Source organism: Streptomyces sp. NPDC057543, assembly GCF_042801895.1.
Taxonomy (GTDB): domain Bacteria; phylum Actinomycetota; class Actinomycetes; order Streptomycetales; family Streptomycetaceae; genus Streptomyces.
Genome location: NZ_JBHVFF010000068.1, coordinates 1 through 25,518 on the forward strand (window position 1 = coordinate 1; position 25,518 = coordinate 25,518).

Genomic DNA, 25,518 nt, shown 5'->3' on the forward strand with positions numbered 1-25,518 from the left:
ACGGACGACCTCGCCGGCATTGCTCTACACAGCGACTTGTTCGCACTTCCCAATCGGCGGCCGAGTCGTCGTGGGGAGCCGGGCGGCCAAGCACCCGCAGCCACGAACGGCAGCCACTTGTCAGCCACACCCAGCTCCCCTGGGTGCCCTCACCCTACGAACGGGAGGACCAACCCGTTCAAGAAGGTAGAGCCACTTGTCACCGGGCCGGGGCAGCCGGCGGCGCAGCGCGCCGGATCGACCCCGCTGGGCCCTGCCGCCTACGGGCAATGCCCCTGCAGGCTTCTGGGTACCCACGACCGTCCCTGGAGACTGCCAACGGGGGTGCGGCGCAGGGTGGTGCCCGACGGCGCGACACAACTGCAACCGTTAGGTTGCAGTTACGGGCTCCGATGTGCAACCATTGAGTTGCGGATCGATGCGCGGGAAATACCCGAGGGAGGAAGTTATGAACGACACCACCTACACCGACGCCGAGCTCACCGAGCTTGACCGGATCGCCCGGCAGATCGACATCGACGCCCCGGCAGAGCGGGTCTGGGAGTTGGTCGCGCGCCCCGGCTGGTATGTCAACGACGGCGCGGTCGAGGCCGATCCGGACCTGTGCTACGAGGGCGACGTGGCCGTGGTGCGCCATCCGACGCTGGGCGAGTTCCGGTTCCGGACAGTGACGCTGGACAAGCCGCGCTACGCCGCGTTCCGCTGGATCGGTACCCCGTTCCGGGATGAGTCGACGCCCTCGACCCTCGTCCAGTTCTGGATCGACGAGCGGGACGGCGGCGGGGTGACGCTACGCGTCGTCGAGAGTGGATTCTCCGGCCTCGCCGACGACCCGGCCGCGTGGCTGAAGGAGCGCGAGGGAAACGACAAGGGGTGGCTCGCCGAACTGGAGGCCGCGAAGGCGTTCGTCGAGAAGTCCGCGCCGACCCCGACGACGCAACCGTGACCGCCACTCTCCCCGTCATGTGTGCAGCGCTCGGCGACCCGACGCGCTGGGAGATCCTCACCCGGCTCGGCGAGGGCCCCAAGTCGGCGTCCACGCTGGCCCGGGTGCTGCCGGTGAGCCGACAGGCGATCGGCAAGCACCTGGAGGTGCTGCGCGAGGTCGGGCTGGTCGAGTCCGAGCAGCGCGGGCGCGAGGTCGTCTATCTCGCGGTCGGCGTCCGGCTCGGCGAGCTGGCCCGGGAACTGGACCGGATCGGCCGCTCCTGGGAGACCCGCCTGCTGCGGCTCAAGGAACTGGCGGAGCGCCCCGGCCCGGCAGCCCCAGAAGCCTCCGAGTGACGGAAGACGACTGATGACTTACGACGATTGGACACGATCGTGACCGAGCACGACAGCAGGAGGGCGGACCCCGACCGCGCGCCGGCGCTGCCGCCGGTGGCCAAGCGGGCCGCCTTCCAGGCCGAACTGGACAAGCTGCGAGTCCGCGAGAAGGCGCACACCCGGGAAGGCGACGCAATCGCCGCGGCCCGGCGCCGGCTGCCCATGGTCGAAGTGACCGCCGACCTCGAACTGACCGGGCCCGACGGGCCGGTCACACTGCTCGACGCGTTCGAAGGGCGCCGGCAGCTCATCGCCTACTACTTCATGTGGCACGACGGCCACAACGCGGCCGGGCAGTGCGAGGGCTGCACCTGGGTCACCACCCAGGTGCAGGAGCTGTCCTACCTGCACTCCCGCGACATCACTTACGCGGTCTTCTGCCAAGGCCCGTACGAGGAAAGCCGCCGCTACCGGGACTTCATGGGCTGGGAGGTGCCGTGGTACTCGGCGCTTCCGTCGCATGACGAGCTCCTGGTCGGACGCCACGTCGGCATGATGCACCTGGTCTGCTACCTGCGCGACGGCGACCGCGTCTACAAGACCTACTGGACGACGCTGCGCGGGGTGGAGGCGACGGACTACAGCTACGCGCTCATGGACCTCACCGTGTACGGACGCCAGGAGCTGTGGGAGGACTCGCCCCCCGGCTGGCTGCGTGGCCAGGGAACACCCGCCGACCACGTCGGCCTGCGGAGCAACGGACGTCCCATCCCCCAGTGGTCCCGCATCGAGGCCGGGCGCTTTGACGACCTCACGCCTCGACCCTGACGGTACAGTCGACTCGCAGTCCCGGGTGGTTGGCGATCAGCCGCCGGTTCCGGAATACGCCGGGAAAGTGCCGTAGGCCGCTGTGATCGACCCCGACGGCGAGCGGCTGATGGCGATTCTTGGAAACGACCAGGATTGCTCTTCGCCCCGCTTGAACAAGCCCTCGAGTGAACGGGGAAGTTTAGTGAGCGCGAGTTGGGCCGTCGCGCCATCAGCGTTTGATGCGCCCGCGGATGGCGAGGGCTCCGAGGGCGAGGAGGGTGGGTTCGAGGAGGCGGGAGGCCATCTCGATGGGGTGCAGATCTTATGAGGGTGCCTCGTTGGGGTGATTCGCTGGGTTTGTCGTGTGGTGGTGCGGAGCCGTCTCTACCGTCGGCAAGGTGAGCCCGCCGAGGGTGCGGGAACCGGGTGAGGGCGAGGTGGCGGGGTGCCGTCGTTGATGGCCGCGTTGGAAGCCAGGGAGAGTGCGTGCCGCTCCAGGGCTGAGGAGTTGCGCGCGCAGATCGCAGGGATTTCCGAGGAGTTGTCCCAGGTGGAGTCCGAGCTGTCCCGGCTGCAGATCACGCGGGAGACGGTGAAAGCGGTGCTGGCGGACGGCCCGCCGGCGGCGGTCGCGGGCGACGAGACCGGTCCGGAAGCGTCCGGGTCGGCCGATGTGGCCGCGGCGCTGGTGGCGGCGGAGGCCGTGGGCGACGCGACGGTGATATCGCCGGACTACCAGCGGATCACCGCTCTGTTCGCCACGTCCGGGTCGGCGTGGCGGTGCAAGGACGTGTGCGTGGAGTTGGGGCTTCAGACCGAGGCCCGTCACGTGGAGGGAATGCGTTCGAAGCTGAAGCGTCTGGTGGAGCGGGGGATCCTGGCCGAGACCGTGCCGGGGCTGATCACCGTGGACGGACGGAAGCTGGGGTGGTCCCGGCGGAGGAGTCGTCCGGCTCACCGTGGCCGACCGGCCACCGGTTCGCCGACCGGACCCGGACCATGCACGCCACGATTCATGCCTTCGTCGAGGCAGGGCATATCCGCCACAGCAGGATGGACATCAGGTCAGAGCCCCGGCACATTCGCCCGCCGCCAGGCCTGGCACACCCCCACTCACCGAAGAGAAACGCTTCCGAGAACGTCGCGGGGGTCTAAGTGGCTCTTGAGCAGCCCGGCGACCATGCGCACCTGTTCCGGCACGTAGCGCAGGTAGGCGTCGTAGTTCTTCGGACCGATGCCATGTTCGGCGCTGAATGTGCCGCCGTGCCGGTGGACCACGATGTCGTAGACGAACATGCGCAGCGCGTTCACCGCGTCGCGATCGGCTGCGACGCTCTCGGGCAGCGGCAGGATCATGTGGATGCCGCCGTCGCCGTAGTGGCCCAGTTCGATGGGTTCGATGTGCGCGTAGGACAGGGCGAGTTGGGCGACGACGTCGGCGCGGCAGGCGGCTATGCGGGAGCGGGGCGCGGCCAGGTCGAGGCTGAGTACCGGGTCCATCCGTTCGGTGATCTCCGGGATGGCGTGCCGGACCTCCCACATGTGGTGTGCCGGGCCGACGCGTGCGTCGGTGAGCCAGCCCCGGTCGGTGGCTTCCTCCAGACCGGCGGTGAGCAGGTCGCCGGCCTGGTCGTCGGCGGCCGCGATCTCCACCAGGACCAGGAAGCCGTCGCTGTCGGGCACCCGGTGCGTCAGCTGCGAGAAGTGGTTCGCGAGCAGCCTGACGGCAGCGGGCGACACGACCTCGTAGGCGGACAGTGCGGGCCCGCAGCGGCTTTCGAGATCGGTCAGCACGTCCAGCAGGTGGTGTTCGGGCACCGCGAGCCAGGCCGCGGCGCGGGAGGCGGGCAGCGGCGCCAGTTCGAACGCTGCCTCGGTGACCACGCCGTACGCCCCGGCGGTGCCGATGAAGACCTGCTTGAGGTCGAGTCCTTCGTTGCGTTTGCGCAGGGGGCGCAGCAGGTCGAGTACGGTTCTGGCGCCGTCGGGGACGGCTGCGCGCAGACCGAGCACCCGGCTTCGTACATCGCCGTACTTGATCAGGTGCGAGCCGGCGGTGTTGGTGCTGACCATGCCGCCGGCCGAGGGGCTGGATCCGACCTCGACCGGGAGGTGCAGGCCGTCGGCGGCCAGGCGTTCGTTGATCTCGTCCAGGTTCCAGCCGGCACTTACGACCAGGGTGCGGCCGGCGACGTCGATGTCGAACGTGCCGCGCAGGCGTTCGGTCGACAGGACGCCCGTGTCGTCCGGCAGTGCGGCGGCGACGAGTCCGGAGTTGGCCCCCTGCGGCACCAGGCGGATGCGGTGACGGTGGGCCCAGTCCAGTACGGCCGCGACCTGGGCCGTGTCCGCGGGCCGCACCGCGAATGCGGCCCGGCCGGACAGCCCGTTCGGCGCGTGTTCGTACCGGGCGAGATCCGATGCGGTGGTGAGCAGGCCGGCCGGGCCGACCAGCTCGCCGAGTTCGTCTAGTGCCGCAGTGCGCACGAGAGCCTCCTCTTGTCGTCAGCGGGCGGTGGTGGGGAGCACGGTCGCCGGCTCGGCGGACGGCGCGCGCCGTCGTTTCAGGGGTGAGGTCTCCGGCAGCAGGAACACCGCGGCCAGGGCGGACACGACCGCGATCGCCGTGATGTAGATGGCCGGTGCGTAGGTGGAGTGGGTGCTGTTGATGAGGAACTCCGACATGTATGGCGCGGTGCCGCCAAAGAGCAGATACGACAGGTTGTAGCCGATGGCCGATGCGCTGTAGCGCACGTGTGGCGGGAACAACTCGGAGACGATCAGGCTGGAGGCCGGGCTGAACGCGCCCGCCATGAGTGCGAACAGTGACTGGCCGAGGAAGGCGAACCAGAAGCCGCCTTGGGCGGAGATGAGGAACGCGGGTATCGCGAGCACGCCGAAGCCGACCGTCGCATAGACCAGCATCGGTTTGCGTCCGAACCGGTCGGCGAGGTGGCCGTGCAGGGGCGCGCAGGCGATGAGGACGCCGTAGGCCGCGGCGGACGACCACAGCGCGGTCACGCGGTCGATCCCTGCGTGGGTGGTCAGGAACGTAGGCCAGTAGGTACCCAGGACGTAGAAGGCCACCGCGTTGATCATGATGAGGAGGAACAGGGTGGTGATCGGCTTTCGCTGGGTGTCCAGCGCCTCGCGGATGGGCGCCCGGCGCACTTCGGCCCGCTGCTCGAGCTGTTTGAAGTCGGGAGTCTCCTCCACCCGGAACCGCAGGTAGAGGCCGACCAGTCCGGCGGGCAGAGCGATCAGGAACACCACCCGCCAGCCCCACGCCTGCATGGCGTCCACGCCGATGCCCTGGGTGAGCAGCGCGGTGAGCGCCACGCCGGTGGCCGACGCGAGGAACGTAGCCGTGGACAGTGCGCTGGTGTAGAGCCCGCGCCGTGCCTGTGGCGCGCTCTCCACGATCATGATGGACGCGCCGGCGAACTCGCCGCCTGCGGAGAATCCCTGGAGCAGTCGCAGTGCGAGGAGCAGGAGGGGCGCGAGCAGGCCTACGCTGTCGTAGGTGGGGAGTACGCCGATCAGGGCGGTCGAGCCGGACATCAGCAGCACGATCAGTGCGAGCGTGCGCTTGCGGCCCAGGCGGTCGCCCATCCTGCCGAACACCACCGCGCCCACCGGCCGCGCGACGAACGCGAGCCCAAAGACGGCGAAGGTGGACAGCAGCGCGGCGGTGCCGTTCTCGTGCGGGAAGAAGCGGGTCGCGATGACCGGCGCGAGAAAGCCGTAGATCGAGAAGTCGAACCATTCGATGAAGTTACCGATGGCCGTCGCGAGGACAGCACGACGCAACGGTCTGCCGGCGGGGGCTGTGGGTTCGGTCATGGGGAACGGTCCTCTCCGGACGTCGGGAGCCGTACGCTAGCGATACGTCGGGCCCGGAACCGATAGTCCAGCATTGCCGATCACAAGCCGATTGATGCCCTCATGAGCAATGATCCGACCGTTCAGCAGCTCCGAGTCTTTCAAGCGGTCGCCGAGGAACTGCATTTCGGGCGCGCCGCCCGCCGGCTCCACACCACCCAGCCGCCATTGACCCGGCACGTGCAGGCGCTGGAGCGCGCGATCGGCGTCACCCTCCTGGAACGTAGCTCCCGCCGGGTCGACCTGACCCCGGCGGGAGCCGCGCTGTACGCGGAGACCGTGGTGGTGCTGGCCCGCCTGGACCGGGCGGTCGAGCTAGCCCGGCAGCGCGCAACCGGGCAGGTCGGCCGTCTCGTACTCGGCTACGTCGAACCGCTGGCCATCGACCTGCTGCCCCGAGTGCTGCGCGCGTTCCGCCAGTTGCACGCGGACATCGACCTGCGGCTGCACGAGTTGCACACGCAGGAGCAGATCGACGCGCTGCACGCTGGCACCATCGACTGCGGCCTGCTGCGGGCCCCGGCCAACGCCGACCCCGCGCTGTCCTTCGAGCAGGTGTGGACCGACGTACTCATGGCCGCGCTGCCCGCGAACCACCGACTGGTCCGCGCGGGGCGCGCGGAGATCGACCTCATCGAACTATCCGACGAGCCGTTCGTGCTGTACGAGCGGGCGCTCGGCCAGGGACTCATCAGCGCGACGCTGAGCGGCTGCGCGGCGGCCGGTTTCACGCCGATGGTCGCCCACCAGGCGCAGAGCACACCGATGTTGCTCACCCTGGTCGCCGCAGGAGAGGGAGTGGCGCTGGTGTCCGGGGAGATCGCCAGAGTGCCCCGGCCCGGCGTCGGATTCCTCCAGCTGCGCGGCCGGCCGGCCCGGTCTGACGTGCTGCTCGGCTGGCGGCGCGGCGAGATCAGCCGGACCCGCGACGACCTGCAGCACCTGGTGCGCACCGCGCCCCGGACTGACGATACCCATCAGAGCAATGATGAGCATGGCAACGGCATCGAGCGGGCATCGACGCTCGATTAGCGTGAAACCTCCGATGCACACCATGCCTGCCGGAGGACTGCTGATGAACCGCCATGATGTCGATTGGCGAGGCTACTTCGCCGCGCTGCCCACCCCGTTCACCAGGCAGGGCGACCTCGACCTGGACGCGTTCACCACGACCGTACGGCTATTCGTCACGCAGGGAGCACACGGGCTGCTCGTCAACGGCAGCACCGGCGAATGGGCCGCGCAGTCCACCGAGGAACGCAAGCGACTCGCCGAGACCGCCGTCTCCGCCGCGGCCGGTCAGGTCCCCGTGATCGTCGCGGTCACCCATCCGCAACCCGCCGCCGCCGTCGAACTCGCGCGGCACGCAGAGGCGGCGGGAGCCGACGCGATCATGGTGCCGCCACCGCCGGCGGTGCGGCCCACCCCTGCCGAGCTGCATGCCTACATCACCGAGGTCGCAGCCAGTACCGGCTTGCCGTGCTGGCTGTACAACTTCCCCCAGGAGAACGCCACTCACCTCATTGTCGCCCAGATCAGTGAGCTGGTCCGGCTCCCCAACGTGGTGGCCGTCAAGCAGAGCATCGCGGACGACAGCGAGCTGCAGGCGACGATCGAGGCCGTCGGCGACACCACCCTCGTCTTCGGCAACCTGCTCTCCCGGCGCGGTCTCGCCGCGATCGCCGACGGTCACGGGGACGGTCACTTCGGCTCCGGCATGCCCCTCGGCAGCCGCATGCCCCGCTTCTTCGACCTCGCGTGGAAGGGAGACCTCGAAGAGGCCGGGCGGATCGCCGACGACTTCGCCGCATTCATGGCCCGGTTCAAGGGGCAGGACCACGATGGGTACAACTGGCGGTACGGCGGTATGCAGGCCTCGCTGAAGGCAGTCATGAACCTCCAGGGCCAGCCCGGCGGTTACCCGCGCCGCCCCAAACTGCCCATCTCCGACCCGGGCACACTCCAGGAAATCGCCCGCGCACTCACCGAGTTCGGCCTCGCGGTCGTGGACTGACCGATGCCTCACCCCACTCACCCGCTGGACCGGACGCGCGATGCCGCACACCACCGCATGCCACCCTCGGCCTGGGCCTACCTGATGGGCGCCGCCGTCGACGAACACACCGCGCGGTGGAACACCACCCGGTACGCCGAACTGGCGCTGTTGCCCAGAGTCTGCGTCGACGTGTCCGATGTCGACACCTCGTGCACCCTGCTCGGCACGCGGCTCAACCATCCGATCCTGCTCGCCCCGGTCGCGTTGCAGCGGCTGTTCCACGCCGACGGCGAGCACGCCACCCTGGCCGGCGCGGCAACCGGGGGAACCCTGCCGGTGATCAGCATGGAGTCGAGCGTGTCCCTGCGCGACCTCTCCGGGGCCGGCTCGCCGCCGTTCTGGTTCCATCTCTACGTCCAGCGCGACCGCGGCCTGACCCGCGAACTCATCGCCCGGGCCGAGGACGCCGGTGCCGAAGCGCTGGTCCTCACCCTGGACACCCCGGTGGCCGGCCACCGCTACCGGCAGCAGGCCGCCATGACACACCTGCCGGACGGCGTCCGGCGGGCGAATCTGCCCGACGACGCCGATCCACGGCTGGCCGGGGGCTGTCTCGACCCGTCGGTGACCTGGACGGACGTCGAGCAACTGGCGTCGGCCACCCGGCTTCCCGTCGTTGGCAAGGGCGTCCTGCACCCGGACGACGCGCTGCGCGCCTGCGCGGCGGGCCTTGCCGCAGTGGTGGTGTCCAACCACGGCGGACGCAACCTGGACACCGCCGTGGCCACCGTCGACCAACTGCCGGCGGTGGCCGAAGCGGTCGCCGGCCGGATCCCCGTTCTGGTGGACGGCGGCATCCGGCGCGGCACCGACGTCCTCAAAGCCATCGCCCTCGGCGCCACCTCGGTCCTCATCGGGCAGCCGTACGTGTGGGGGCTCGCCACGGACGGCGCCGACGGAGTACGCGCGGTCGTCGACCTGCTCCGCGACGAACTCGCGACGGCCATGGCGCTGTGCGGCACACCCAGGCTGGAACTCATCGACGAGAGGGTGCTGGCACGCTGACGCCGCCGACATAACGCGGCCAGCCCCGGGATGCCCGGGGCCGGCCTTCGTGCGCAGTGGCTCTACTCAGCGAGCACGGTCGTGCGCGTCAGAGGCAGGCGCAGGGTCTCCCGGAAGAAGAACCACACCACGAGCCCGGACACGACCGCCAGGCCCATCAGGTAAAGGCCCGGCGCGAGCGGTGTACCGGCGAGGGACACCAGGCCGGTCGCGGCGAACGGTGCCGTGCCGCCGAACAGGACGTACGCGGCGGTGTAGCCGATGGCGGAACCGCTCGCCCGCAGCTGGCCGGGGAACATCTCGACCATCGCCGGCACGTTGGACGTGCCGATCACCGAGACCAGCACGGCGAGGACCACCGTGCCGGCGATCGCCCCCGCGAGACCGGTGCCGATCAGCCAAAATGCGGGCAGTGTGGCCACCGCGAAGCCTCCGCACGCCACGAGCAGCATCGGCTTGCGGCCGAAGCGGTCGCTGGCCGCGGCCATCAGCGGACACGCAGCGCTGTACGCGAGCATGGCCACCACGCTCGTGAGCATGGCTTCCGACTTGGTGTACCCGATCTCCTCGGACATGTAGGCGATCATGTAGCTGCTCATCAGGTAGTACCCGACGGCGTTGGTGATGCTGTAGCCGAACAGCGTCAGAACCTGTCGGCGGCACGTACGCCACGCCTCGCGCAGCGGCGCCTCCTGGACCGCCTCGCGCTTCTCCATCGCCCGGAAGACCGGGGTGTCCTGGATACGGCTGCGCAGGTAGAGGCCGATGAGTCCGAGCGGCCCGGCCAGCAGGAACGGTATGCGCCAGCCCCAGCTGTTCAGCGCCGGGTCGTCCAGCGTGGAGGTGATCAGGAGGCCCATCGCGGCTCCGGCGACGGAGGCGATCCCGACCGTGATCGGCACGACGCTCGCGTAGCGCGCACGGCGGCCCTCGGGCGCGTACTCCATGATGAACGCCGACGCCCCGGTGTACTCGCCGCCGGTGGAGAAGCCCTGGAGCGCCCGCAGCAGGAACAGCAGCACCGGTGCGAGGATGCCGAGCCCGGCGTATGTGGGCAGCAGACCGATGAGCAGCGTCGAGCCGCTCATGCACAGCACGCTGAGCGCGAGCATGCGGTTGCGGCCGATGCGGTCGCCGTAGCGGCCGAAGAACGCGGCGCCCAGCGGACGGGCGATGAATCCGCCGGCGAAAATGCCCCAGGTGGCCAGCAGTGCCGCGGTCTTGTCGTACTGCGGGAAGAACAGTCCGGCGATGGTGGCCGACATGATGGCGTAGGCACCGGAGTCGAACCACTCCACGAAGTTGCCGACGGCCGTGGCGGCGGCGACCTTGCGGCGCACTCCCGGAGCGTCGGGGCCGTCTGGTCCCGTGGTCTTTTCGGCGGTGAGCGTGGGCAGGGAGGTGTCTCTGTCCGTCGTCATGTACGTCCGTCCTTCCGGGGTGGCGACGCGGCGTCGGGGGTGGCGGATCCGGCGTCTCGGGCGCGCAGGGCCGCACGCTGGATCTTTCCGGTGGCCGAACGGGGCAGTTCGCCGACGAACTCGATCAGGCGGGGGTAGGCGAAGCGGGAGTGCGCGGCGCGGGCGTGGCGCGAGATGTCCCGTGCCAGGTCCTCCCCCGGCTCGTAGCCGGGGTTGAGCTCGATCCAGGCCTTGACGGCCTGGCCGCGGACCGGGTCGGGGACGCCCACGACTCCGGCCTCGGCGACGGCGGGGTGACCGCGCAGGACAGCCTCCACTTCGTACGGTCCGACACGGTAGCCGGACGTCTTGATGACGTCGTCGGTGCGGCCGAGGAACCAGAAGTAGCCGTCCTCGTCCATGACCGCCTGGTCCTTGGTGCGGTACCAGGCGCCGCCGAAGGACTCAGCCGACGCTTCCGGCCGGTTCCAATAGCCCAAGGGGAACTGGGGGTTGGACCCGGCCCGCAGACAGATCTCGCCCGGCTGTCCCACGGCCGCCTCGCGACCGTCGGCGTCCAGCAGCGCCACCTCCCAGCCGGGCAGCGGCCGCCCCATGGACCCGGGCTTGACCGGCACACCGGGGAAGTTGCCGAGCAGGGGGTACGACTCGGTGGACCCGTAGTAGTCCAGCGGGGTCACGCCGAACTGGGCGGAGAACCACTCGATGAGATCGGCGGTGAGCGGCTCGTTCGAACAGCACACCACCCGCAGCGACTGCGGATGACGGCTGCCCGCATCCGGGACATCCTGCATCATCTTACGGAGAAAGGTGGGGTTGACCAGGGCCGTTGTGACCTTGTTACGGGACATGCCGGCCAGCAGTCCGGCTGGGTCGAAACCGCCGGACGGCCGGTACACGTAGTGGACTGCGCCGGCCCGCAGGGGGCCCATGAGCTTGGCCATCGACCAGGCCCAGTCGCCCGCTCCGTAGAACACGTCTCCGGGCCGCACGTCGTGGCAGTAGTGGAACTCGTTGTGCCCGAGCAGGGTCCGGTGGGCGTGGACGATGCCCTTGGCGGCGCCGGTGGTGCCGGAGGTGTAGAAGATGAGGGCCGGGTCGTCGGCGGCGGTATCGGCGGTGGCGTACACGGGCGGCAGTTCACCGATGGCCGGGTCGTCGACGTTCACCACCGTGCCGCCGAATCCCGCGGCGCGCTCCAGGGCCGAGGTCTCGGTGACCAGGACGGTCGTGCCCGAGTCGGCGAGCCGGTAGCGGATGGGCTCGTCGGCCCACAGCAGGGACATGGTCACCAGGACGGCGCCGGTGCGCAGCACGCCGAGATAGGTGGCCGGAGTGTCGGGGCGCTGAGGGAGCAGCACCGCCACCCGGTCGCCCTGGCGCACACCGAGTTCGTGGAGGTGGGCGGCGACCTGGCGGGAGCGGTCCTGGATCTGCTGCCAGACGACCTCCTCCCGATGACCGGTGTGGTCCTCGAAGACGAGCGCCAGGCGGTCGCCCGGGTGCCGGTCGGCGACATCCGCCGCCATGTTGTAGCGCGCGGGAACGGTCCATCGATGTTCCTCGACAAGACGGCGGTAGGCGCGCTCGCCGTCGTCGGCCGTGCGGGTGTCCGGCGTGACACTGGTGGTCATGGGGCTCAGGGGTCCTCTCCTACGAAGCCGGTGGGCGGCGGTGTCAGCCGCGGCGGCCGGCGAGGAACCTGGCCATCTCGCGCTGTGGCTCGCCGGTGGCGTAGGCGGCGACGTGCACCTTCTTGGCCGCGTCGATGGCGTCGTCGAGGCCCGCGTCGTCGAGTTCGCGGAGCCGGCCCTTGGTGAGGGCCACGGCGCCCGGCGGGAGTTCGGCGAGGCGGGCGGCCTCGGCCAGGGCGGCGACCTTGACCTCGTCCTCGGCGACCAGGCGGGAGAGCAGCCCGAGACGCAGGGCCTCGGTGCCGTCGACGAGGCGGCCGGTGAGCGCGAACTCGGCGGTCTTCGCCCGGCCGAGAATGCCGCTCATGGCCCAGATGCCGGTGATGCTGGGGATGCCGGACAGGACTTCGGGCTGTCCCATCCGGACGGCCGCGTGGCCGATGCGCAGGTCCGCGAGCAGCGCGAACTGGAAGCCCGAGCCCGCGGCGACGCCGTTGACAGCTGCGATGACCGGCTTGTCGAGGCCGCGTACGGCGCGGAACAGTCGGCCGAAGTCGTCGATCCACGCCTCGGCGGCCGCGTGGTCGTCGGGGTCGATGGCGGCGGTCTCGGCGAGGTCCTGGCCTGCGCAGAAGGCGCGGCCGGTGCCGGTGAGGACGACCGCGCGGCAGCCCGCGTCCTCACCCGCCTCGTCGAGCGCCTCGACGAGGCAGCCGCGCATGGCGCCGGTCCAGGCGTTGAGCTTGTCGGGCCGGTTGAGGGCGATCTCGGCGACGTGGGCGCCAGTGGTCTCGTCGGTCACCGGGTGGCGGGTGACGACGACGGTCGTGTTCTCGGTCATGCAGGCGTGCCTTTCTGAGGATGGGCAGGCGAAGTCGGCGGCGGGGGCGCCGTGCGGGAGACGGGGGTGACGGGTGGATGTCCGCGAGCGGGCTTCCCGTCAGCAGTCATGCAAACAGCCGGGAATGCGATCCGGCCAACACCAATCGGGACTGGCGGTGATATCGAAGCGATATGGTCGGCCTCATGGAGCTCCGTCACCTGCGCTATTTCGCCGTCCTCGCCGAGGAGCTGCACTTCGGCCGGGCGGCGACGCGGCTGCACATGGCCCAGCCGCCGCTGTCCCAGCGCATCCGCGACCTGGAGCGCGAGCTCGGTGTCCGGCTCTTCGACCGCAGTCGTCATCAGGTCCAGCTCACCGAGGGCGGTGCCCTGCTCCTGGAGCATGTGCGGCCCGTGCTGGCCGCGGTGGACACCGCGCGCGAGGCGATGCGCAGGATCCGGCCGGGCGAGGCGGGCATGCTGCGCGTCGGCGTACCGCCGGACACCGGCCCTCAATTGCTCGCGAACCTGACAGCGGGTTTCACCGACCGGGTGCCCGACGTGCTGATCGACCTCCACGAGCTCACCACGGACGAGCAGTTGACCCGGCTACGGGAGGGTGAGCTGGACGCGGGCGTGGTGCGCCACCCGTCGGACACGGTGGGTCTGGAGTCGGGGCCGGTGGCGCGGCGTGAACTGGGCGTGATTCTCCGGTACGACCACGCCGCGGCGGCGTCCGGCGGCCCTGTGCGGCTGCGTCAGCTGGACGGAGCGCCGCTGGTGATCTTCCCGCGCGCGATGGCGCCGCGTCTGTACGACCACATGCTGACGATCTGCCGCGACGAGGGGTTCCTGCCGGGCTCCATCAGGCACGCGCGCAATCCGAACTTCGTCCACGGCCTCGTACTCGCGGGCCGCGGCATCCACCTCAACTCGGCCCCCACGACACCGCTCGCCGACGGGCTCGTGTGGCGGCCGCTGCAGGACACGCCTCTGGCGTGGCTGACCTCGGTGGTGTGGGTGCCGAGCCGGCGCAACGAGGCGATCGCCGCGTTCGCGGAGGCCGTCTCCGAGGGCCTCGCGGCGGCCGGACACCACATCGCGGACACGCGATCACCTACCCGGACAAGCACGTGATGTCGGCAGGGGGACCGGGGGGCGCTCGCCGTGTCGGACTGGAGCCGGGTCGCGTGGGATGTGCTGCGTGATGAAGGGGAGTTGATCGCCGTTCTGGCAGGTGAGCTCGGTCTCTGGGCGGCTTTCGGGTCGATCCATCCGCTCACGCTGCCGAACCGGCCGCACAACAGCCTGTACGTGGTGTCCGACCAGGGCCGTCTCGTCGCTCGGTATGACAAGCGGTACCTGTCCTCCACCGAGGTGTCGTACATGTACACCCCAGGGATCGATCCGCTCGTCTTCGACGTCGATGGCATCCGGTTCGGGTGCGCGCTGTGCATCGAGGTCAACTTCCCCGAACTGTTCGCCGAGTACGAGCGCTTGGGCGTGGACTGCGTACTCGTGTCGCTCATGGTCGACAATGCGGCGCGGGCCGTCATCGCGCAGGCATACGGCGCGCTGTACAGCTACTGGATCGGCTACTCGATCCCGGCGCAGTTCAGCGCCACTGTGCCCTCCGGGATCATCGCCCCGGGAGGGCGTTGGCTCGCCCGGTGCCCGGCCGACGGCCAGCCCTCGCTGACCGTCGCGGACCTCGACCTGGGTGCGACAGACCCGGACATCGATGAGGCGGTCCGCCTCGCCCGGCCCTGGCACCGCTCAGCACGAGCATGCCTTTACAACACCAAGACCGTTCAGGGCGACCCGCGCAGCGATACACGCACCGCTTTCTGACGGGCTCGCCCCGCGCGTCGTCGTACGCGGGGCGGATGGTGTGCATGACACCGTCCGCTCTTGCCGTGCCGCCGTCTCAGCCGCGGATGATGTTCTCCGCCTGCGGGCCCTTCTGCCCCTGCCCGATGTCGAAGGTCACCTGTTCGCCCTCGGTGAGCTCGCGGTAGCCGCTACCGGATATGTTCGAGTAGTGCGCGAAGACGTCGGGACCCCCGCCGTCCTGCGCAATGAAGCCGAAGCCCTTCTCGGAGTTGAACCATTTCACCGTTCCGCTGGCCATGCCTCATCCTTCGATCAATCCTGGGACGCCCAGGCATGAGCGTTCCAACTGCCTTTATCCCGGCACCCGGACGCTGTCCTACCCCGCTGTTCACCCGCCTACTCCACCCCGGAGATCCTGCCCCAGAGTGGCAGAGGAACCCCGGCGGACCGCCGGGAGAGAAGAACGGCTCCGATCCGCCGGTCCAACGCGCTTTGCAAACGGCTCTGACAGTGAAATCGACCGAGAAGTGGCTCGCGTGTTTGATCGATGGAGGGGGTACCCGTCGCCTTACATATTGGGAGGCCGCCACGCTCACGGTTAGCTTGACTCTGTCGGGGATCTTGGAGATTCCCAGCGCGGCAGCGTGATCAACGGGCATGCTCGGGCTGTTCTAGTGGCCGATGCAGTCGTCGAGGTGCCCGTTGTCCCTCCGCCCCCGTTCCGGTGAGCAAGTCCCCTCTCTGACCGCGCAGATCGCGCGGGCGAGCAACCCGGGCGGCACCACGGCGATGTGGGTGAGAGACCGGCTGGATGGGCTGTGGCGCGACGAGGACTTCGCCGACTTGGTCCCACACCCCAGCCTCGTGCCAGTCCCGCAGCCGGCGCCAGCAGGGTGGCCGACCGCCCAAGTTCGACAAATCCGACTACAAGCAGCGGCACGCCGTGCACCAGATGCTACTGACCGAGCTGCACCGGGCGGGGTACCGGCATCCAGTGGGAGTGGCTGCCGCAGGAGCCGGACCTGGGGGCGACGCGGACACACCCCGGTAGTGATTGGGTCCAACGGGTCCGACCGGGTCAGACCTGGCCGTCGTCCGGATGCGGGGCGAACGCCCAGTGCCCCCAGCGCTTGCGGGCCGCGTCGACGGTGATGCCGGACGGCTCGCCGATCTTCTCCCACGGGGTGCCGACGGCGCGTTCCTGGCTCCTACTGTTCAGTCCTGCGGTGCTTCCGGGTCGGGCGAGGCGATGAATGCCCGCACGGGCCGGGCGCCCGGGTCACGCGAGTCAGGTTCCTGCGAGGTCTCCCACGCTGCCACCAGGTCCGCGTACTGGGGATCGGTCCACTCCATGCGCGGCCTCCCTTCTGCCCGCAGGCTACCGGTCAGCCCTTGGGCTTGGGCGTGATGATGATGGTGCAGTCCGGTGCGTGCTGGCACTGGGCTGCGACCGACACGAGGAGCTCGTCGGAGGGCGGGCCCCAGAGTTCCGCATCTGCGACGTACCCGAGTTCGGCGATCTTCTCTCGCGTGCGGTCGAGGATCGGCGGGTCGTAGTTCGTCGGGTCGTACCCCGGGAAGTGGTGCACGAAGCTGCCGAGCGACTCGCACAGCTCGGCGTAGGTGGCGGTGTGCAGGATCAGGGCGTGCCAGCCCTCGTCGACGATCCGGGACGGGGCGAGCCCGACGCCGGGGTTGCCGGAGCAGGCGGCCACGAACTTCAGGGCCTCCTCGACGATGCGGCTGGCCATGTCGCTGTCCATGTCCGGGTTGGCGTCCATGACGGTCTTGCGGCAGCTGGTGAACCGCTCGTCGGGGATGAGGCCGCGGGCGATGACCGGGATCGGGGACGGGTCGGGGCCGGGGTTCGGAGGTACGCTCACGATGATCTCCTTCTGCTGGTTGGGGATCGCCCCGCCGCGGCCGGGTTTCCTGGCTGGATGCGTTGGCCGTGGCGGGAGTAGGTGGCTCACTTCTTCATGCAGCAGGGCCCGGCCCATACCTCCGTGTCGAGGACGTGGACGCCGAGCCGGCCACGGATGATGCCGACGCTCACCGCACCGGTGGTGAGGAGCTCCTTGCACCAGATGCAGGCGCGGCCGGCGGACTGGTCCCACGTCAACGTCCCCAACTCGGGGAGCGGGCGGACGGGGGCGGTCACGACTGCTTGGCTTTGCACTGGTCGCACTCGCAGTCCGGGAACGAGGTGCGGGGCTCTACGGTCTTGAGCGGGGTGACCTCGGCCTTGGGGCGCACGACGCGCGTTCTGCCGTAGCGGTCCACCTCGTACACCTTGATCGTCATCGTCACAGGTAAGCCCCCCGTCGCGGTCGGTGAGGAATACCGCTGACCGTAGGAACCCGTTGTGCACGCCCACCACTGATGTGCAGAAGTGTGCGCACACCGCGCTCGTGCGGGTGGATGTCCGCTTCGCACCCTTGACCGCTTGGCCTATCTGCAGGACGTTGATGCACACAACTGCACACCACATGGACGGAGACCGGCATGTCGTTACTGTTCATCGGGATCGACCCGAACACCGGAGACCACGAGAGCCCCACGGTGTGGGTCGATCAGGAGAAGAGGGAGCTCGTCCTCCAGGGGTGGAAGCCGGGCCCGGAACTCGAAGCCGAATGCGCCGCGCTCGAACTCCCCGGCCACGCCGTGGGCATCCCGGACAGTGAGGCCGTGATCCGAATCCCCGCCAGGATGGTGGGCATGATCAGGGAGGCGTGCGATGCCGTCGAACGTGCCGCCAACGTTTCGTGACCTGATCTCCGGCTGCACCCACTCCGCCATACACCTGGAGATGCGGGACTCCTACGCAGTCGACTACGAGACTGGCCCATTCGCCGAGTGGCGTGCGGGCATCCGGCACGATCCGGCCGACCGCGCATCCTGGTGGCGGCCGTGGCTGGACCTCATCACCGAGACGGTGGGCCGGGGTGTGGTCGTGCGCCGGGCACGCATCGTGTCCGAGCCGGTCAGCGAGTACATCCAGTACGAGCACTCCGGCACTTTCACCAACATCGCCGCAGGCGAGCAGGTGCGGTGGCTGCCACGCCGCAGAGCTTCGGAAATCGCCCTGCCCGGCAACGACTTCTGGCTGTTCGACGGCCAGTTGGTCCAGTGGAACCACTTCGCCGGCGACGGCTCATCCCAGGGCCCGGAAATCACCGACAGCCCGTCCGCGGTGAAGCTGTGCGCGGACGCCTTCGAGGCCGTATGGGAGCGGGCCACCCCTCACGACCAGTACGAGATCCGCTAGCAGGAAGCACCGGACAGGCCAGCTCATGACCATTTCCCCCTCCTCCTCCGCCCAAGCCGCAAGGGAAGTCGTCGCGCGGCGCCTGCGCGACCTTCGCAAGGGGGCAGGGCTCACGGTCGTTGAGCTGGCCGACGGGTGTGGATGGCACCACGCGAAGACGTCCCGGATCGAAAACGCCCGTACCGCCCCGTCCGCCACGGACATCCGCCTGTGGTGCCGCACCATCGGCGCTGAGGACCAGGCCGAAGACTTGATCGCCCAGTCACTTCACGCCGAGTCGATGTACACCGAGTGGCGCCACCAGGTACGCAACGGGCTGAAGCAGCTGCAGGAAAGCGCGGTGACGTTCTTCCACCAGACACAGCTGTTCCGTGTCTACTCCTCCTCGCTCGTCCCCGGGCTCCTGCAGACCGAGGGATACGCCGCTGCCGTGCTGGGCATGAGCGCACGCTTCCGCGAGCTTCCCACCGACGACAGCGCAGAGGCCGCGCGCGCCCGGGTGGAACGATCACGCATCGTCCACGAGCGAGGACACCGCTTCGTCCTCCTCGTCGAGGAAGCGGTGTTGCACTACCGGATCGGGGACTCCGATGCGATGGCGGCGCAGCTCGGCTACCTCCTGACCGCAGGCGCCCTGCCGGCCGTGTCGCTCGGCATCATTCCAACCACGGCGAGCCGCAGTCAGTGGCCGCGCGAGACGTTCCACGTCTATGACGACTCGCTCGTCTCTGTGGAGCTGGTGTCCGCGCAGGTGAGGATTACGCAACCCAGCGAGATCACCTTGTACATGAAGGCGTTCGAGCAGATGAGACAGACCGCCGTGTACGGCGCCGAGGCGCGCGCCCTGATCGTGAAGGCCATCGACGCGCTCGGCTGACCCTGGACGCACGAAAGCGCCCCCTGCACCGGCCGTAGCCGGAACAGGGGGCGTGGTGGTTCATGAGCGGCCGGTGGAGATGGTCCGCCCCCTTCCCCGAGAAGAGGACGGAGTGCCGCCCGGCTGCTGGTCACCGAAACGCGGACCGGACGGCAGCAGAAGCTAAGCAGTTGGCAGGTCTCCACCCAGATGGGCGTTTGGGTCGCCCGGGAAGCGGCTGAACTTTTGATCCTCTCTCCCCGGTCGGCGCCGGCCGATCGGTCGCGATCGGTGGTCACCAGGTGCGTGATGCCTGCCTGGTGACAGGGCGTGAACCCCCCTTGCGTCGGTCGCGGTACCAGCGGGTGACGACTGCTTCCATCGCGGGCTGGCGCATGTCCCGGACCCTCTGGCGAACGATCGCTTCGCCGGGGTCGACGGTGACGATCTTCGCGTTGAGTCGCTTGTAGTGCGCGCGCCTTCGCCTGCGGCATCGTGTGGATCAGGTAGACGTCGACCTCGCCCAGGTGGCGCTCGGCCTCGTGGATGGCTGCCTGCCTGGCCCGGTGGACTACGCGGAGTAGCGCGGGGTGGTGGTCGTGGTGGTCTGCTCCGGGGCTGGCCATAGCCAGGGCCATGAGGTCCAGGTCGATGACGATGTCCGAGGGCTTGGCGTGGGCCTGGATGTACGAGGACTTGCCGGCGCCGGGGGGCGGTGACTACGTACAGCACGGGGTCACCGCCGGTCGGCCAGCAGCCCAGGTGAAGCGACGGGGGGTGCGGTCAAATCGCTCGTGAGGGTGTGTCCGTGTGGGGGGGTGGCCCGCGGTGAAGATGCACCGCATCGGGTCGCCTGCGGTCTTGAGTGCGAAGCGGCAGCGCTTGGGTGTGCTGCGCTGCAGGCGCACGAACAGACGCCAGCCTGGCCAGATGGTCATGGTCACCACCTCCGTGACGCTCGGGGCTGCTTGATACTCGTGCGGTTCCCGCGCTTCGAGTTGCACCTGCGGTGCGCTGGGCGGGCGTTGGCGGGGTCGAGGAGATCCCCGCCCTTGGACAGCGGTACGAGGTGATCGAGCGTGAAGCTCATGGAGTGCTTCGCGTTGAGGGTGCCGTCGATGTTGTGGCCGCAGAGCCAGCAGGGCAGATGCTGGGCGCGGGGCCAGTCGACGAGGCGGCGGTAGGGGCGCCCGTTGCGGGGGTTACCGGCCACGGGCGCCACCTCCTGCTACTTGGCGGGCACAGCCCATTCGGCGGTCTTGATCGGGTTGCCGTAGGTGTAGATGACGGAGGCCGGTCGGTCGTCGTCCGGGACGGGGTAGACGACGAAGCCGCGGACGCACTTGCCGGGGGTGAGGGTGGCGTCCACGGGGTACTGAGGCCGCGGAAAGTCTTCGTAGATGCTGCTGGATGCTTCCACGCGGCCACCGTCGTCGTAGGCCAGGACCCAGGGTGACGAGGAGGTGGGGAACGTGCCCTTGCTGCTGCACACCTTGAGTTCAAGGGCGGCCCACTCGTATCCGGCTGCGCCGACTTCGGTGCTGGCGGTACCGCTGCTCTTGATCCCCTGCTTGTAGCTGAGCGCTGCGCTGGTGCCTGCGATGCCGTTGGTGGTGTCTTCCCAGTGAAGAGCGTTGCCGACCGTCATGGGGGGCTCGGGGGTTTGCTCGGGGGTTGTGGTCGGCGTCTGGGTGGCGGCAGCTGTGGTGGGCTTGTCGTCGGCGCTTTCGCCCCCGCATGCGGTGAGGGCGAGCAGGCCGGTGGCGATGAGTGCGGCGGTGGTGCCGGTACGCATGTGTCCCCCGGGCGGTTGGTGTCTGGGGATCGTGTCACGCGCGCGTGCGTTGTATGGGGGATATGCGAAGACCCGCCACGGTGGGCGGGTCTGTGTTTGTCCGGGCATGCCGGACGTGGGGCCAGTGTGGGCGATCTCGGGGGCGGATGCTGCGTGCTGGTGGGGTGAGTCCGGCGGCGGGCGAGGGCTCGGCGGCGTCGCAGCTCGCCGACAGCTTGCCCTCTTATGCCCGCCGACGGATTGGCCACGGTACAGGCCGGAGCTGACAACGGGCCGGTATGCGGGCAAGCGGTCAGAAGTCCGGGCAGAGATGCGTGCGCGCGGCCTTCAGGATCTTCTCGGCCGTTGCTGCGCCGTGTCCCTCCGGATGGCTGGGACTGGTGAACCGTTGGTTCGTCAGGTCAACCAGCTTTGCCTGGTCCTTCGGCGAACTCTTCACCGAGCTGCACGTGTTGAGGCCGCGGTCGACGGCCTTCTCGTCCTTGCCATGGACGATGTCCGCGTCGATGGCGTTCAGTGCCTTGATGTAGGCGGTGGTCGTGGCCGCGTCGGGCTTCGGAGGCAGACCGGCCTTTTCGCGTGCCGCAGCACGGTCTTCAGTAGAGATGGTGGGCTTCGTGGTCTTCTTGCCGTCGTCGCTGCTGCCGCAGGCGGTGAGCGTGACGAGTAGGCCGGCCACGATGATGGCGGCGGTGGTGGTGGTGCGGGTGCGCATGGTCCCCCCTGGGATGGTGGTGAAGGGGGAATCGTGTCATGCATGTGGGGGAATCGTGAAAGTGAAGTTCCCCCCGGGTCCTGGACAGCGGGTGTTTACGCTGCGGGGGTGAGGTCTTGCTTGAGCAAGGTTCTCGTTTCGAGCGGGGTGACGTACCCGTACTCGGGGTGCCTGCGGAGTCGGCTGCGGTTGTACTCGATCTCGATGTAGCGGAAGACATCGGCCCGGGCGGCCTCGCGGGTCTCCCAGACGGTGGTTCCGATCTCCGCTTTGAGGACGGCGAACCAGCTTTCCGCGGCAGCGTTATCGTAACAAGAGCCGACACGTCCCATCGATTGCCTCATGTGCAACTTACGTATCTCGGTGCGGAATTCGTCACTCGTGTATTCGCCAGGTTCAACCAGTGGATGCAACACCGGCTTATACGATCGATAGTAGATGGTCGTTGAGGGCTTCGGCGGGTGTCTTCCAACCGAGGCTCTTGCGGGATCGCGGCCAGGGCGCGGGCGACATCCAGGAGCCGATAAGCCTGCTCGTGGGAGATGTCGAGCTCCGCCTCGCAGTACGACTCCCAGTTGCTGTGACCGAGGGGGAGCCACACTCGGGCGGTGTGCGCGTCACGGACCCGGGCGGCGAGCACCGCCCGGAGCGCCGGACATTGTCCATCGCCTCGCGCAGCCCGGCCGCGCTGAGCGGGGCGCGGTCGGCTGCTACATCATGGCTGCACACGATTTGGCAGCCAACTGGGTTGCTGTCCCGATTAGTTAAGCATGAGGCGTTCACACCTACCGCTGACCTCGATCGGCTGTGCAGCCCCCGGCGCCAGCACGAACACCGCGCCCGGACCGCCGACCGGCTCACCGCCATCCTCGATACCGGCCTGCTGCCCGCCGAACTGACGGAGATGGCCCTGTACTACCAGGCCAAGGCGCACCGCGACCTCGGCCAGAGCGCCGCCTCCCGCGACGGCATGCGCCAGGTCGCCGACAGAGGAGGCCGCCTCGCCCCCGACGCCGCCCGCGGACTCGCACACCTTGCCCGTGCCGCCGGCGACTTCCCCACCGCGCTCGCCACCGCCCAAACCCTCGGCTGGCCCGGCCGCGGACACCGGGTCCTCGGCGACATCCACTTCGCCCACGGCAACATGACCCAGGCCGCCACCGCCTACACCGCCGCCCGCACCGAAGCCGAACAGCACGGCAACACCGGCGAACAGGCCATCGCCCAGGCGCACCTCGCCCTCACTGAGCGGCGGCGCCGGCGCGTCGTCTCGCTCACCCCTGCGGCACGCGCGACGGCCCGGACCCCGCCGTGCCCCAGCAGCCGGGCCTCGGCGGCCAGCGCCAACCGCTGCTGCCGCTCGTTCAGCCACCAGGTTCTTCGACCTGTTCCGGGTACTACTCCTCGAACCGGAAAACTACGTGGCGGAGGCAACCAGATTGTTCCTCGCTGGGGCCCGAACCGCGACGCCACCACAGACCTGCTGCACTACCTGGCTGAACTCTCCGCTTTGGGCGACGAACTGGCCAACCGCGCGCGGCAGTGCCACCAGCTCATCGCGGAGCACGCCCCAGGATGATTCGACGGACCATGCGCTACGCCGCGTACCCGGGGTCCGTCGTCGTACCCGGGTACGCGGCAGTTCATACGGCCGGGACGGGCACGGCCTCCAAGCGGTCCAGGCGTTCGTAGAGGGCGCGGACGAGGCGGGCACGGCTCTGGACGCAGCGCACAACTTACGGAAGTTCACTCCAAGGCGTCGATCGCGGCCCGGATGAGCGTGCGGGCCGCGCACGCCGCGCGCCGTTCCTCGCCGGGCGGCACCGCAAACCGGTAAGCAGCGCGCTGCACGAGCAGCCCGGCAGCGCCGCCGCAAGCAGCGGCGAGGAAGGCCAGGGACATCTGCATCGTCCGAGCGTACGGGGGCGAATGGACGAGGTACGCCGGAGCCAGCCGGGCCGCGCCGGGTGTCCAGACAACGATCCGCTTCCTCCGACTATCGCGGAGAAGAGGTGTCGGCGAGCGCAAAGGGCTTGCCGACAGGGCCTGACCAGGCAAAACGAGCAAGATCACGAAAAGGGGGTTCCCACCTCCGGTGCAACCCCCGGTAAAACGCTGGACCACAGGGTTCAGCCACCCCTCCAGCCACCCGTGGGTGCAACCCCATTCGCAGCGGCGCGCCCAGGCCTGGATCGCAGCGCTGTACCAACATTTGCAGCGTGCGTCTCTCAGGGCTGTCGGCCGAACCATCGGCGCAGGCCTCGCCGACGGGCGAGCCGGGCTGCCTGCGCCGGAGGGTGGAGTGGAGACGGGGGGGGATCGTCGGAGCCGGCGGCATCGGCGCTGGTGCTGGTGCAGCCGGTCGCAGCGGTCCGAGGAGCTCCTGCTCAACTTGTGGAGGCCCGGACAGGGCATCCGATGGGGTGGCGGCTCGGGGCGCGGGGGCAGGCTCCTCTGGCTCGCGGAGACGGCGGGAGGCCCGGTCGGTGGGGCAGGGTCGGCTACAGCCGGTTGTTCGGCGCGGGTGGAATCCGGCCCGGCCGACGGAGCCGGTGACGCAGGACGGGTGGCGGGGCTCTGCTTCTCAAGGCGGCGCCTGCGGGCTTCGGCCTGTGCCATCACACGCTGGCGGGAGGTGACGGCAGAGGGGCAGGACGGTTCGGTGGGCTGGCCGGTTTCTTCTTCGGTGGTCCAGTAGGCGACCTGCCAGTGGTGTTCGGCAAACAGGCGCAGCTGAGGGGTGAAGCCGCCGTCGAAGATGCTCCAGTCGCCGACGGCCAGGACGTGCGTGCCGGCGGCGAGCGGTTGGATGAGGATGTTGTAGTCGGAGCGCAGCACGATGTGGAAGCGGTTCTCGCCGGTGGGGACGTTGGCCGCGAGGGTGGCGTAGGGGCGGCCGTTCTTGTCGTGGGCGATGCGTTGGACGGCGCCTTGGAGGACGATCGGGTGAGTGATTGGCTTCCCCATACGGAGCCGTTCGTATAGGGCTGCATAGGACGGGTGGTCTGGCCCGTAGCAGAAATCGCCCCAGGTGATAGGCCGTTGGTTGTGCGGTTTGACGCGGAAGTGGTCCACGGTTTTCGGGTCGAAGCCGTGCATCTGCAGGAATCGGGCGATCTTCGCCGCGCTGGTGATAGCCGGCGGAAGGTAGGGCCGCACGGTGGTGGTGTCGCGCTTGCGGACTGGGCCGTCGGGGCCCGTCTCGTCGTCCGGGGCTGTGAAGGGCGGCATCGCGTCGATGTGCTCAGGCAGCTCGAGGCGCAGGAGACCCTGGTCGGTGACGTGGGCCAGACCGTGCGAGCCGCGGGCGATGCCCTGGATGAACTCGGTCGGATTCAGGGCGCAACCCGGTTGGTGGAGCGTTCCCTTGAGCAGGCGGAAGAGGTTCGGCACGTTCTTGTAGCCGCGGACCGGTCCGACGGCACTGTCGCAGAACTCGCAGATCAGCGGGCGCCTGAATGGTTCAGGTACGGGCCCGATCTCATCAGCCGATACGAGTCGGCCGCCCGGACGCTTCTCCCATGCTTTCTCCATCCGCTCCCCCGTTCTCGGTGATCACTGGCCGATGGAAAGTTGAACTCCGGTGTGGGTGCCCCAACGGTCCAGGGCACCCGCCTCGGCTTCCAGGACGTGGCGGGCCCGCCACCGGGGCCCTCTGATGCGGTTCGGCTTCATCGCGTCTCCTCTGGATGCCCGGGCCGTGTAGGCTCCGCGTCTTCGGGCGCACTGGGTCCTGCGGAAACGCGGGAATCCGGGCTTCATGCGCAACGCTGATGTTGGGCAGTGGTGCGCAATCTTGGTCTGGTTGGCGACATCGAAGGTTACCCAGGGTGAGGGCGCTGCCCACCGAACCAGCGGTGTGGTGGGCTCGCGTCCCTCGCTTCAGCGGTGAACTGGACGTCCTGCGCAAGTAACGCAAGTAACGAGACTGGCGAGATCCACGAGCACCTCGTCGAGATCCGCTGGCTCGCGACCGGCCCCCAGTATGCCGCTCTTGCCCCGAGCGACGAGTGGATCAACTGCGTGGTCACAGTTCGCTGCGGTTGTGTCGACTCTCGACCTGGGTCCTGCGGAAACGCGGGAATCCGGGCTTCATGCGCAACGCTGATGTTGGGCAGTGGTGCGCAATCTTGGTCTGGTTGGCGACATCGAAGG

The 25,518-nt window shown here is 69.1% G+C and carries 27 protein-coding genes; 12 read left to right on the forward strand and 15 right to left on the reverse strand.

Features of this window, described 5'->3' with window-relative positions; all coding sequences use genetic code 11:
* Positions 1-448: 448 nt before the first annotated feature.
* From ACFU8Q_RS14425 to ACFU8Q_RS14435, 3 genes are read left to right on the forward strand one after another with little or no spacing between them, the layout of a single operon-like run.
* Positions 449-946: an ATPase gene (locus tag ACFU8Q_RS14425; protein WP_360938510.1), complete on the forward strand. Its 498-nt coding sequence runs from the start codon at positions 449-451 to the stop codon at positions 944-946.
* The gene (locus tag ACFU8Q_RS14430) at positions 943-1,284 is read left to right on the forward strand and encodes an ArsR/SmtB family transcription factor (protein WP_384452649.1); all 342 of its coding nucleotides are present in this window, start codon (positions 943-945) and stop codon (positions 1,282-1,284) included. The genes ACFU8Q_RS14425 and ACFU8Q_RS14430 overlap by 4 nt, the downstream gene beginning before the upstream one ends.
* A 39-nt stretch (positions 1,285-1,323) precedes the next feature.
* On the forward strand, positions 1,324-2,094 hold the full coding sequence (locus tag ACFU8Q_RS14435) for a DUF899 family protein (RefSeq protein ID WP_384452651.1): 771 nt from the start codon (positions 1,324-1,326) through the stop codon (positions 2,092-2,094).
* A 1,095-nt stretch (positions 2,095-3,189) separates the two neighbouring features.
* Here ACFU8Q_RS14435 and ACFU8Q_RS14440 read toward each other — a convergent pair.
* Together ACFU8Q_RS14440 and ACFU8Q_RS14445 are read right to left on the reverse strand one after the other, a co-directional pair.
* Positions 3,190-4,563: an FAD-binding oxidoreductase gene (locus ACFU8Q_RS14440; RefSeq protein WP_384452653.1), complete on the reverse strand. Its 1,374-nt coding sequence runs from the start codon at positions 4,561-4,563 to the stop codon at positions 3,190-3,192.
* Between the two features lie 18 nt (positions 4,564-4,581).
* Entirely contained in the window at positions 4,582-5,919 is a 1,338-nt protein-coding gene (locus tag ACFU8Q_RS14445) for an MFS transporter (RefSeq protein WP_384452656.1), read from the reverse strand.
* Positions 5,920-6,021: 102 nt separating this feature from the next.
* On the opposite strand from ACFU8Q_RS14445, the gene ACFU8Q_RS14450 reads away from it, so the two are divergent.
* From ACFU8Q_RS14450 to ACFU8Q_RS14460, 3 genes are read left to right on the forward strand one after another with little or no spacing between them, the layout of a single operon-like run.
* A complete protein-coding gene (locus ACFU8Q_RS14450) occupies positions 6,022-6,990 on the forward strand; it encodes a LysR substrate-binding domain-containing protein (protein WP_384452658.1) in 969 nt (322 codons plus the stop codon).
* Between the two features lie 22 nt (positions 6,991-7,012).
* Positions 7,013-7,972: a dihydrodipicolinate synthase family protein gene (locus ACFU8Q_RS14455; RefSeq protein ID WP_384452661.1), complete on the forward strand. Its 960-nt coding sequence runs from the start codon at positions 7,013-7,015 to the stop codon at positions 7,970-7,972.
* 3 nt (positions 7,973-7,975) lie between these two features.
* Positions 7,976-9,019 (forward strand): alpha-hydroxy acid oxidase, encoded by a 1,044-nt coding sequence (locus ACFU8Q_RS14460; protein ID WP_384452663.1) that lies wholly within the window; start codon positions 7,976-7,978, stop codon positions 9,017-9,019.
* Positions 9,020-9,081: 62 nt separating this feature from the next.
* Here the strand turns inward: ACFU8Q_RS14460 and ACFU8Q_RS14465 are convergent, their stop codons facing one another.
* The 3 genes from ACFU8Q_RS14465 to ACFU8Q_RS14475 are packed head-to-tail and all read right to left on the reverse strand — an operon-like array spanning position 9,082 to position 12,915.
* Positions 9,082-10,440 (reverse strand): MFS transporter, encoded by a 1,359-nt coding sequence (locus tag ACFU8Q_RS14465; protein WP_384452666.1) that lies wholly within the window; start codon positions 10,438-10,440, stop codon positions 9,082-9,084.
* Complete coding sequence (locus tag ACFU8Q_RS14470; RefSeq protein WP_384452669.1) at positions 10,437-12,074, reverse strand: acyl-CoA synthetase; 1,638 nt, start codon at positions 12,072-12,074, stop codon at positions 10,437-10,439. Before ACFU8Q_RS14470 ends, ACFU8Q_RS14465 begins: the two co-directional genes overlap by 4 nt.
* A 43-nt stretch (positions 12,075-12,117) precedes the next feature.
* Complete coding sequence (locus ACFU8Q_RS14475; protein WP_384452671.1) at positions 12,118-12,915, reverse strand: enoyl-CoA hydratase/isomerase family protein; 798 nt, start codon at positions 12,913-12,915, stop codon at positions 12,118-12,120.
* Between the two features lie 185 nt (positions 12,916-13,100).
* Between ACFU8Q_RS14475 and ACFU8Q_RS14480 the strand changes: the two genes are divergently transcribed.
* Both ACFU8Q_RS14480 and ACFU8Q_RS14485 read left to right on the forward strand, forming a co-directional pair.
* The gene (locus ACFU8Q_RS14480) at positions 13,101-14,033 is read left to right on the forward strand and encodes a LysR family transcriptional regulator (protein WP_384452673.1); all 933 of its coding nucleotides are present in this window, start codon (positions 13,101-13,103) and stop codon (positions 14,031-14,033) included.
* Between the two features lie 30 nt (positions 14,034-14,063).
* Positions 14,064-14,747 (forward strand): carbon-nitrogen hydrolase family protein, encoded by a 684-nt coding sequence (locus ACFU8Q_RS14485; protein WP_384452676.1) that lies wholly within the window; start codon positions 14,064-14,066, stop codon positions 14,745-14,747.
* Positions 14,748-14,823: 76 nt separating this feature from the next.
* On the opposite strand, the gene ACFU8Q_RS14490 is transcribed toward ACFU8Q_RS14485, so the two are convergent.
* The 5 genes from ACFU8Q_RS14490 to ACFU8Q_RS14510 form a co-directional block, all read right to left on the reverse strand.
* Positions 14,824-15,027, reverse strand: a complete 204-nt coding sequence (locus ACFU8Q_RS14490) for a cold-shock protein (RefSeq protein WP_358862110.1) — start codon at positions 15,025-15,027, stop codon at positions 14,824-14,826.
* A gap of 917 nt (positions 15,028-15,944) precedes the next feature.
* Positions 15,945-16,082: a hypothetical protein gene (locus ACFU8Q_RS14495; RefSeq protein ID WP_384452679.1), complete on the reverse strand. Its 138-nt coding sequence runs from the start codon at positions 16,080-16,082 to the stop codon at positions 15,945-15,947.
* 32 nt (positions 16,083-16,114) lie between these two features.
* On the reverse strand, positions 16,115-16,612 hold the full coding sequence (locus ACFU8Q_RS14500; RefSeq protein ID WP_384452682.1) for a glycine-rich domain-containing protein: 498 nt from the start codon (positions 16,610-16,612) through the stop codon (positions 16,115-16,117).
* An 86-nt stretch (positions 16,613-16,698) separates the two neighbouring features.
* Complete coding sequence (locus ACFU8Q_RS14505; RefSeq protein WP_384452685.1) at positions 16,699-16,890, reverse strand: hypothetical protein; 192 nt, start codon at positions 16,888-16,890, stop codon at positions 16,699-16,701.
* Positions 16,887-17,033 carry a hypothetical protein gene (locus tag ACFU8Q_RS14510; protein WP_384452687.1) on the reverse strand — a complete coding sequence of 49 codons (147 nt, stop codon included), beginning with the start codon at positions 17,031-17,033 and terminating at the stop codon, positions 16,887-16,889. Before ACFU8Q_RS14510 ends, ACFU8Q_RS14505 begins: the two co-directional genes overlap by 4 nt.
* 201 nt (positions 17,034-17,234) lie before the next feature.
* Here ACFU8Q_RS14510 and ACFU8Q_RS14515 point away from each other — a divergent pair, with 201 nt between their 5' ends.
* Genes ACFU8Q_RS14515 through ACFU8Q_RS14525 form a run of 3 tightly spaced genes read left to right on the forward strand, consistent with a single transcriptional unit; the run spans position 17,235 to position 18,874 of the window.
* Entirely contained in the window at positions 17,235-17,498 is a 264-nt protein-coding gene (locus ACFU8Q_RS14515; protein WP_384452690.1) for a hypothetical protein, read from the forward strand.
* On the forward strand, positions 17,467-17,997 hold the full coding sequence (locus tag ACFU8Q_RS14520) for a DUF6879 family protein (RefSeq protein ID WP_384452693.1): 531 nt from the start codon (positions 17,467-17,469) through the stop codon (positions 17,995-17,997). Before ACFU8Q_RS14515 ends, ACFU8Q_RS14520 begins: the two co-directional genes overlap by 32 nt.
* Positions 17,998-18,022: 25 nt before the next feature.
* Complete coding sequence (locus ACFU8Q_RS14525; protein WP_384452695.1) at positions 18,023-18,874, forward strand: helix-turn-helix domain-containing protein; 852 nt, start codon at positions 18,023-18,025, stop codon at positions 18,872-18,874.
* Positions 18,875-19,793: 919 nt separating this feature from the next.
* Here the strand turns inward: ACFU8Q_RS14525 and ACFU8Q_RS14530 are convergent.
* The 4 genes from ACFU8Q_RS14530 to ACFU8Q_RS14545 form a co-directional block, all read right to left on the reverse strand.
* Positions 19,794-20,066: an HNH endonuclease gene (locus ACFU8Q_RS14530; RefSeq protein ID WP_384452698.1), complete on the reverse strand. Its 273-nt coding sequence runs from the start codon at positions 20,064-20,066 to the stop codon at positions 19,794-19,796.
* Between the two features lie 15 nt (positions 20,067-20,081).
* Positions 20,082-20,648: a hypothetical protein gene (locus tag ACFU8Q_RS14535; protein ID WP_384452700.1), complete on the reverse strand. Its 567-nt coding sequence runs from the start codon at positions 20,646-20,648 to the stop codon at positions 20,082-20,084.
* 292 nt (positions 20,649-20,940) lie between these two features.
* Positions 20,941-21,363: a DUF732 domain-containing protein gene (locus tag ACFU8Q_RS14540; protein ID WP_384452703.1), complete on the reverse strand. Its 423-nt coding sequence runs from the start codon at positions 21,361-21,363 to the stop codon at positions 20,941-20,943.
* Between the two features lie 95 nt (positions 21,364-21,458).
* On the reverse strand, positions 21,459-21,695 hold the full coding sequence (locus ACFU8Q_RS14545) for an IS3 family transposase (protein WP_384452706.1): 237 nt from the start codon (positions 21,693-21,695) through the stop codon (positions 21,459-21,461).
* A 278-nt stretch (positions 21,696-21,973) separates the two neighbouring features.
* Between ACFU8Q_RS14545 and ACFU8Q_RS14550 the strand changes: the two genes are divergently transcribed.
* Positions 21,974-22,942 carry a hypothetical protein gene (locus ACFU8Q_RS14550; protein WP_384452716.1) on the forward strand — a complete coding sequence of 323 codons (969 nt, stop codon included), beginning with the start codon at positions 21,974-21,976 and terminating at the stop codon, positions 22,940-22,942.
* A gap of 167 nt (positions 22,943-23,109) precedes the next feature.
* Here ACFU8Q_RS14550 and ACFU8Q_RS14555 read toward each other — a convergent pair whose 3' ends face one another.
* Positions 23,110-24,897: a hypothetical protein gene (locus tag ACFU8Q_RS14555; protein ID WP_384452709.1), complete on the reverse strand. Its 1,788-nt coding sequence runs from the start codon at positions 24,895-24,897 to the stop codon at positions 23,110-23,112.
* Positions 24,898-25,518 lie beyond the last annotated feature (621 nt).

What these genes read in the sequence shown, in the direction of transcription:
- ACFU8Q_RS14425 (WP_360938510.1), top strand. Translation starts at nt 449, where the DNA reads ATGAACGACACCACCTACACCGACGCCGAGCTCACCGAGCTTGACCGG.
- ACFU8Q_RS14445 (WP_384452656.1), bottom strand. Translation starts at nt 5,919, where the DNA reads ATGACCGAACCCACAGCCCCCGCCGGCAGACCGTTGCGTCGTGCTGTC.
- ACFU8Q_RS14450 (WP_384452658.1), top strand. Translation starts at nt 6,022, where the DNA reads ATGAGCAATGATCCGACCGTTCAGCAGCTCCGAGTCTTTCAAGCGGTC.
- ACFU8Q_RS14455 (WP_384452661.1), top strand. Translation starts at nt 7,013, where the DNA reads ATGCCTGCCGGAGGACTGCTGATGAACCGCCATGATGTCGATTGGCGA.
- ACFU8Q_RS14460 (WP_384452663.1), top strand. Translation starts at nt 7,976, where the DNA reads ATGCCTCACCCCACTCACCCGCTGGACCGGACGCGCGATGCCGCACAC.
- ACFU8Q_RS14465 (WP_384452666.1), bottom strand. Translation starts at nt 10,440, where the DNA reads ATGACGACGGACAGAGACACCTCCCTGCCCACGCTCACCGCCGAAAAG.
- ACFU8Q_RS14470 (WP_384452669.1), bottom strand. Translation starts at nt 12,074, where the DNA reads ATGACCACCAGTGTCACGCCGGACACCCGCACGGCCGACGACGGCGAG.
- ACFU8Q_RS14475 (WP_384452671.1), bottom strand. Translation starts at nt 12,915, where the DNA reads ATGACCGAGAACACGACCGTCGTCGTCACCCGCCACCCGGTGACCGAC.
- ACFU8Q_RS14480 (WP_384452673.1), top strand. Translation starts at nt 13,101, where the DNA reads ATGGAGCTCCGTCACCTGCGCTATTTCGCCGTCCTCGCCGAGGAGCTG.
- ACFU8Q_RS14490 (WP_358862110.1), bottom strand. Translation starts at nt 15,027, where the DNA reads ATGGCCAGCGGAACGGTGAAATGGTTCAACTCCGAGAAGGGCTTCGGC.
- ACFU8Q_RS14495 (WP_384452679.1), bottom strand. Translation starts at nt 16,082, where the DNA reads ATGGAGTGGACCGATCCCCAGTACGCGGACCTGGTGGCAGCGTGGGAG.
- ACFU8Q_RS14510 (WP_384452687.1), bottom strand. Translation starts at nt 17,033, where the DNA reads ATGACGATCAAGGTGTACGAGGTGGACCGCTACGGCAGAACGCGCGTC.
- ACFU8Q_RS14515 (WP_384452690.1), top strand. Translation starts at nt 17,235, where the DNA reads ATGTCGTTACTGTTCATCGGGATCGACCCGAACACCGGAGACCACGAG.
- ACFU8Q_RS14520 (WP_384452693.1), top strand. Translation starts at nt 17,467, where the DNA reads ATGCCGTCGAACGTGCCGCCAACGTTTCGTGACCTGATCTCCGGCTGC.
- ACFU8Q_RS14525 (WP_384452695.1), top strand. Translation starts at nt 18,023, where the DNA reads ATGACCATTTCCCCCTCCTCCTCCGCCCAAGCCGCAAGGGAAGTCGTC.
- ACFU8Q_RS14535 (WP_384452700.1), bottom strand. Translation starts at nt 20,648, where the DNA reads ATGCGTACCGGCACCACCGCCGCACTCATCGCCACCGGCCTGCTCGCC.
- ACFU8Q_RS14540 (WP_384452703.1), bottom strand. Translation starts at nt 21,363, where the DNA reads ATGCGCACCCGCACCACCACCACCGCCGCCATCATCGTGGCCGGCCTA.
- ACFU8Q_RS14545 (WP_384452706.1), bottom strand. Translation starts at nt 21,695, where the DNA reads ATGGGACGTGTCGGCTCTTGTTACGATAACGCTGCCGCGGAAAGCTGG.
- ACFU8Q_RS14555 (WP_384452709.1), bottom strand. Translation starts at nt 24,897, where the DNA reads ATGGAGAAAGCATGGGAGAAGCGTCCGGGCGGCCGACTCGTATCGGCT.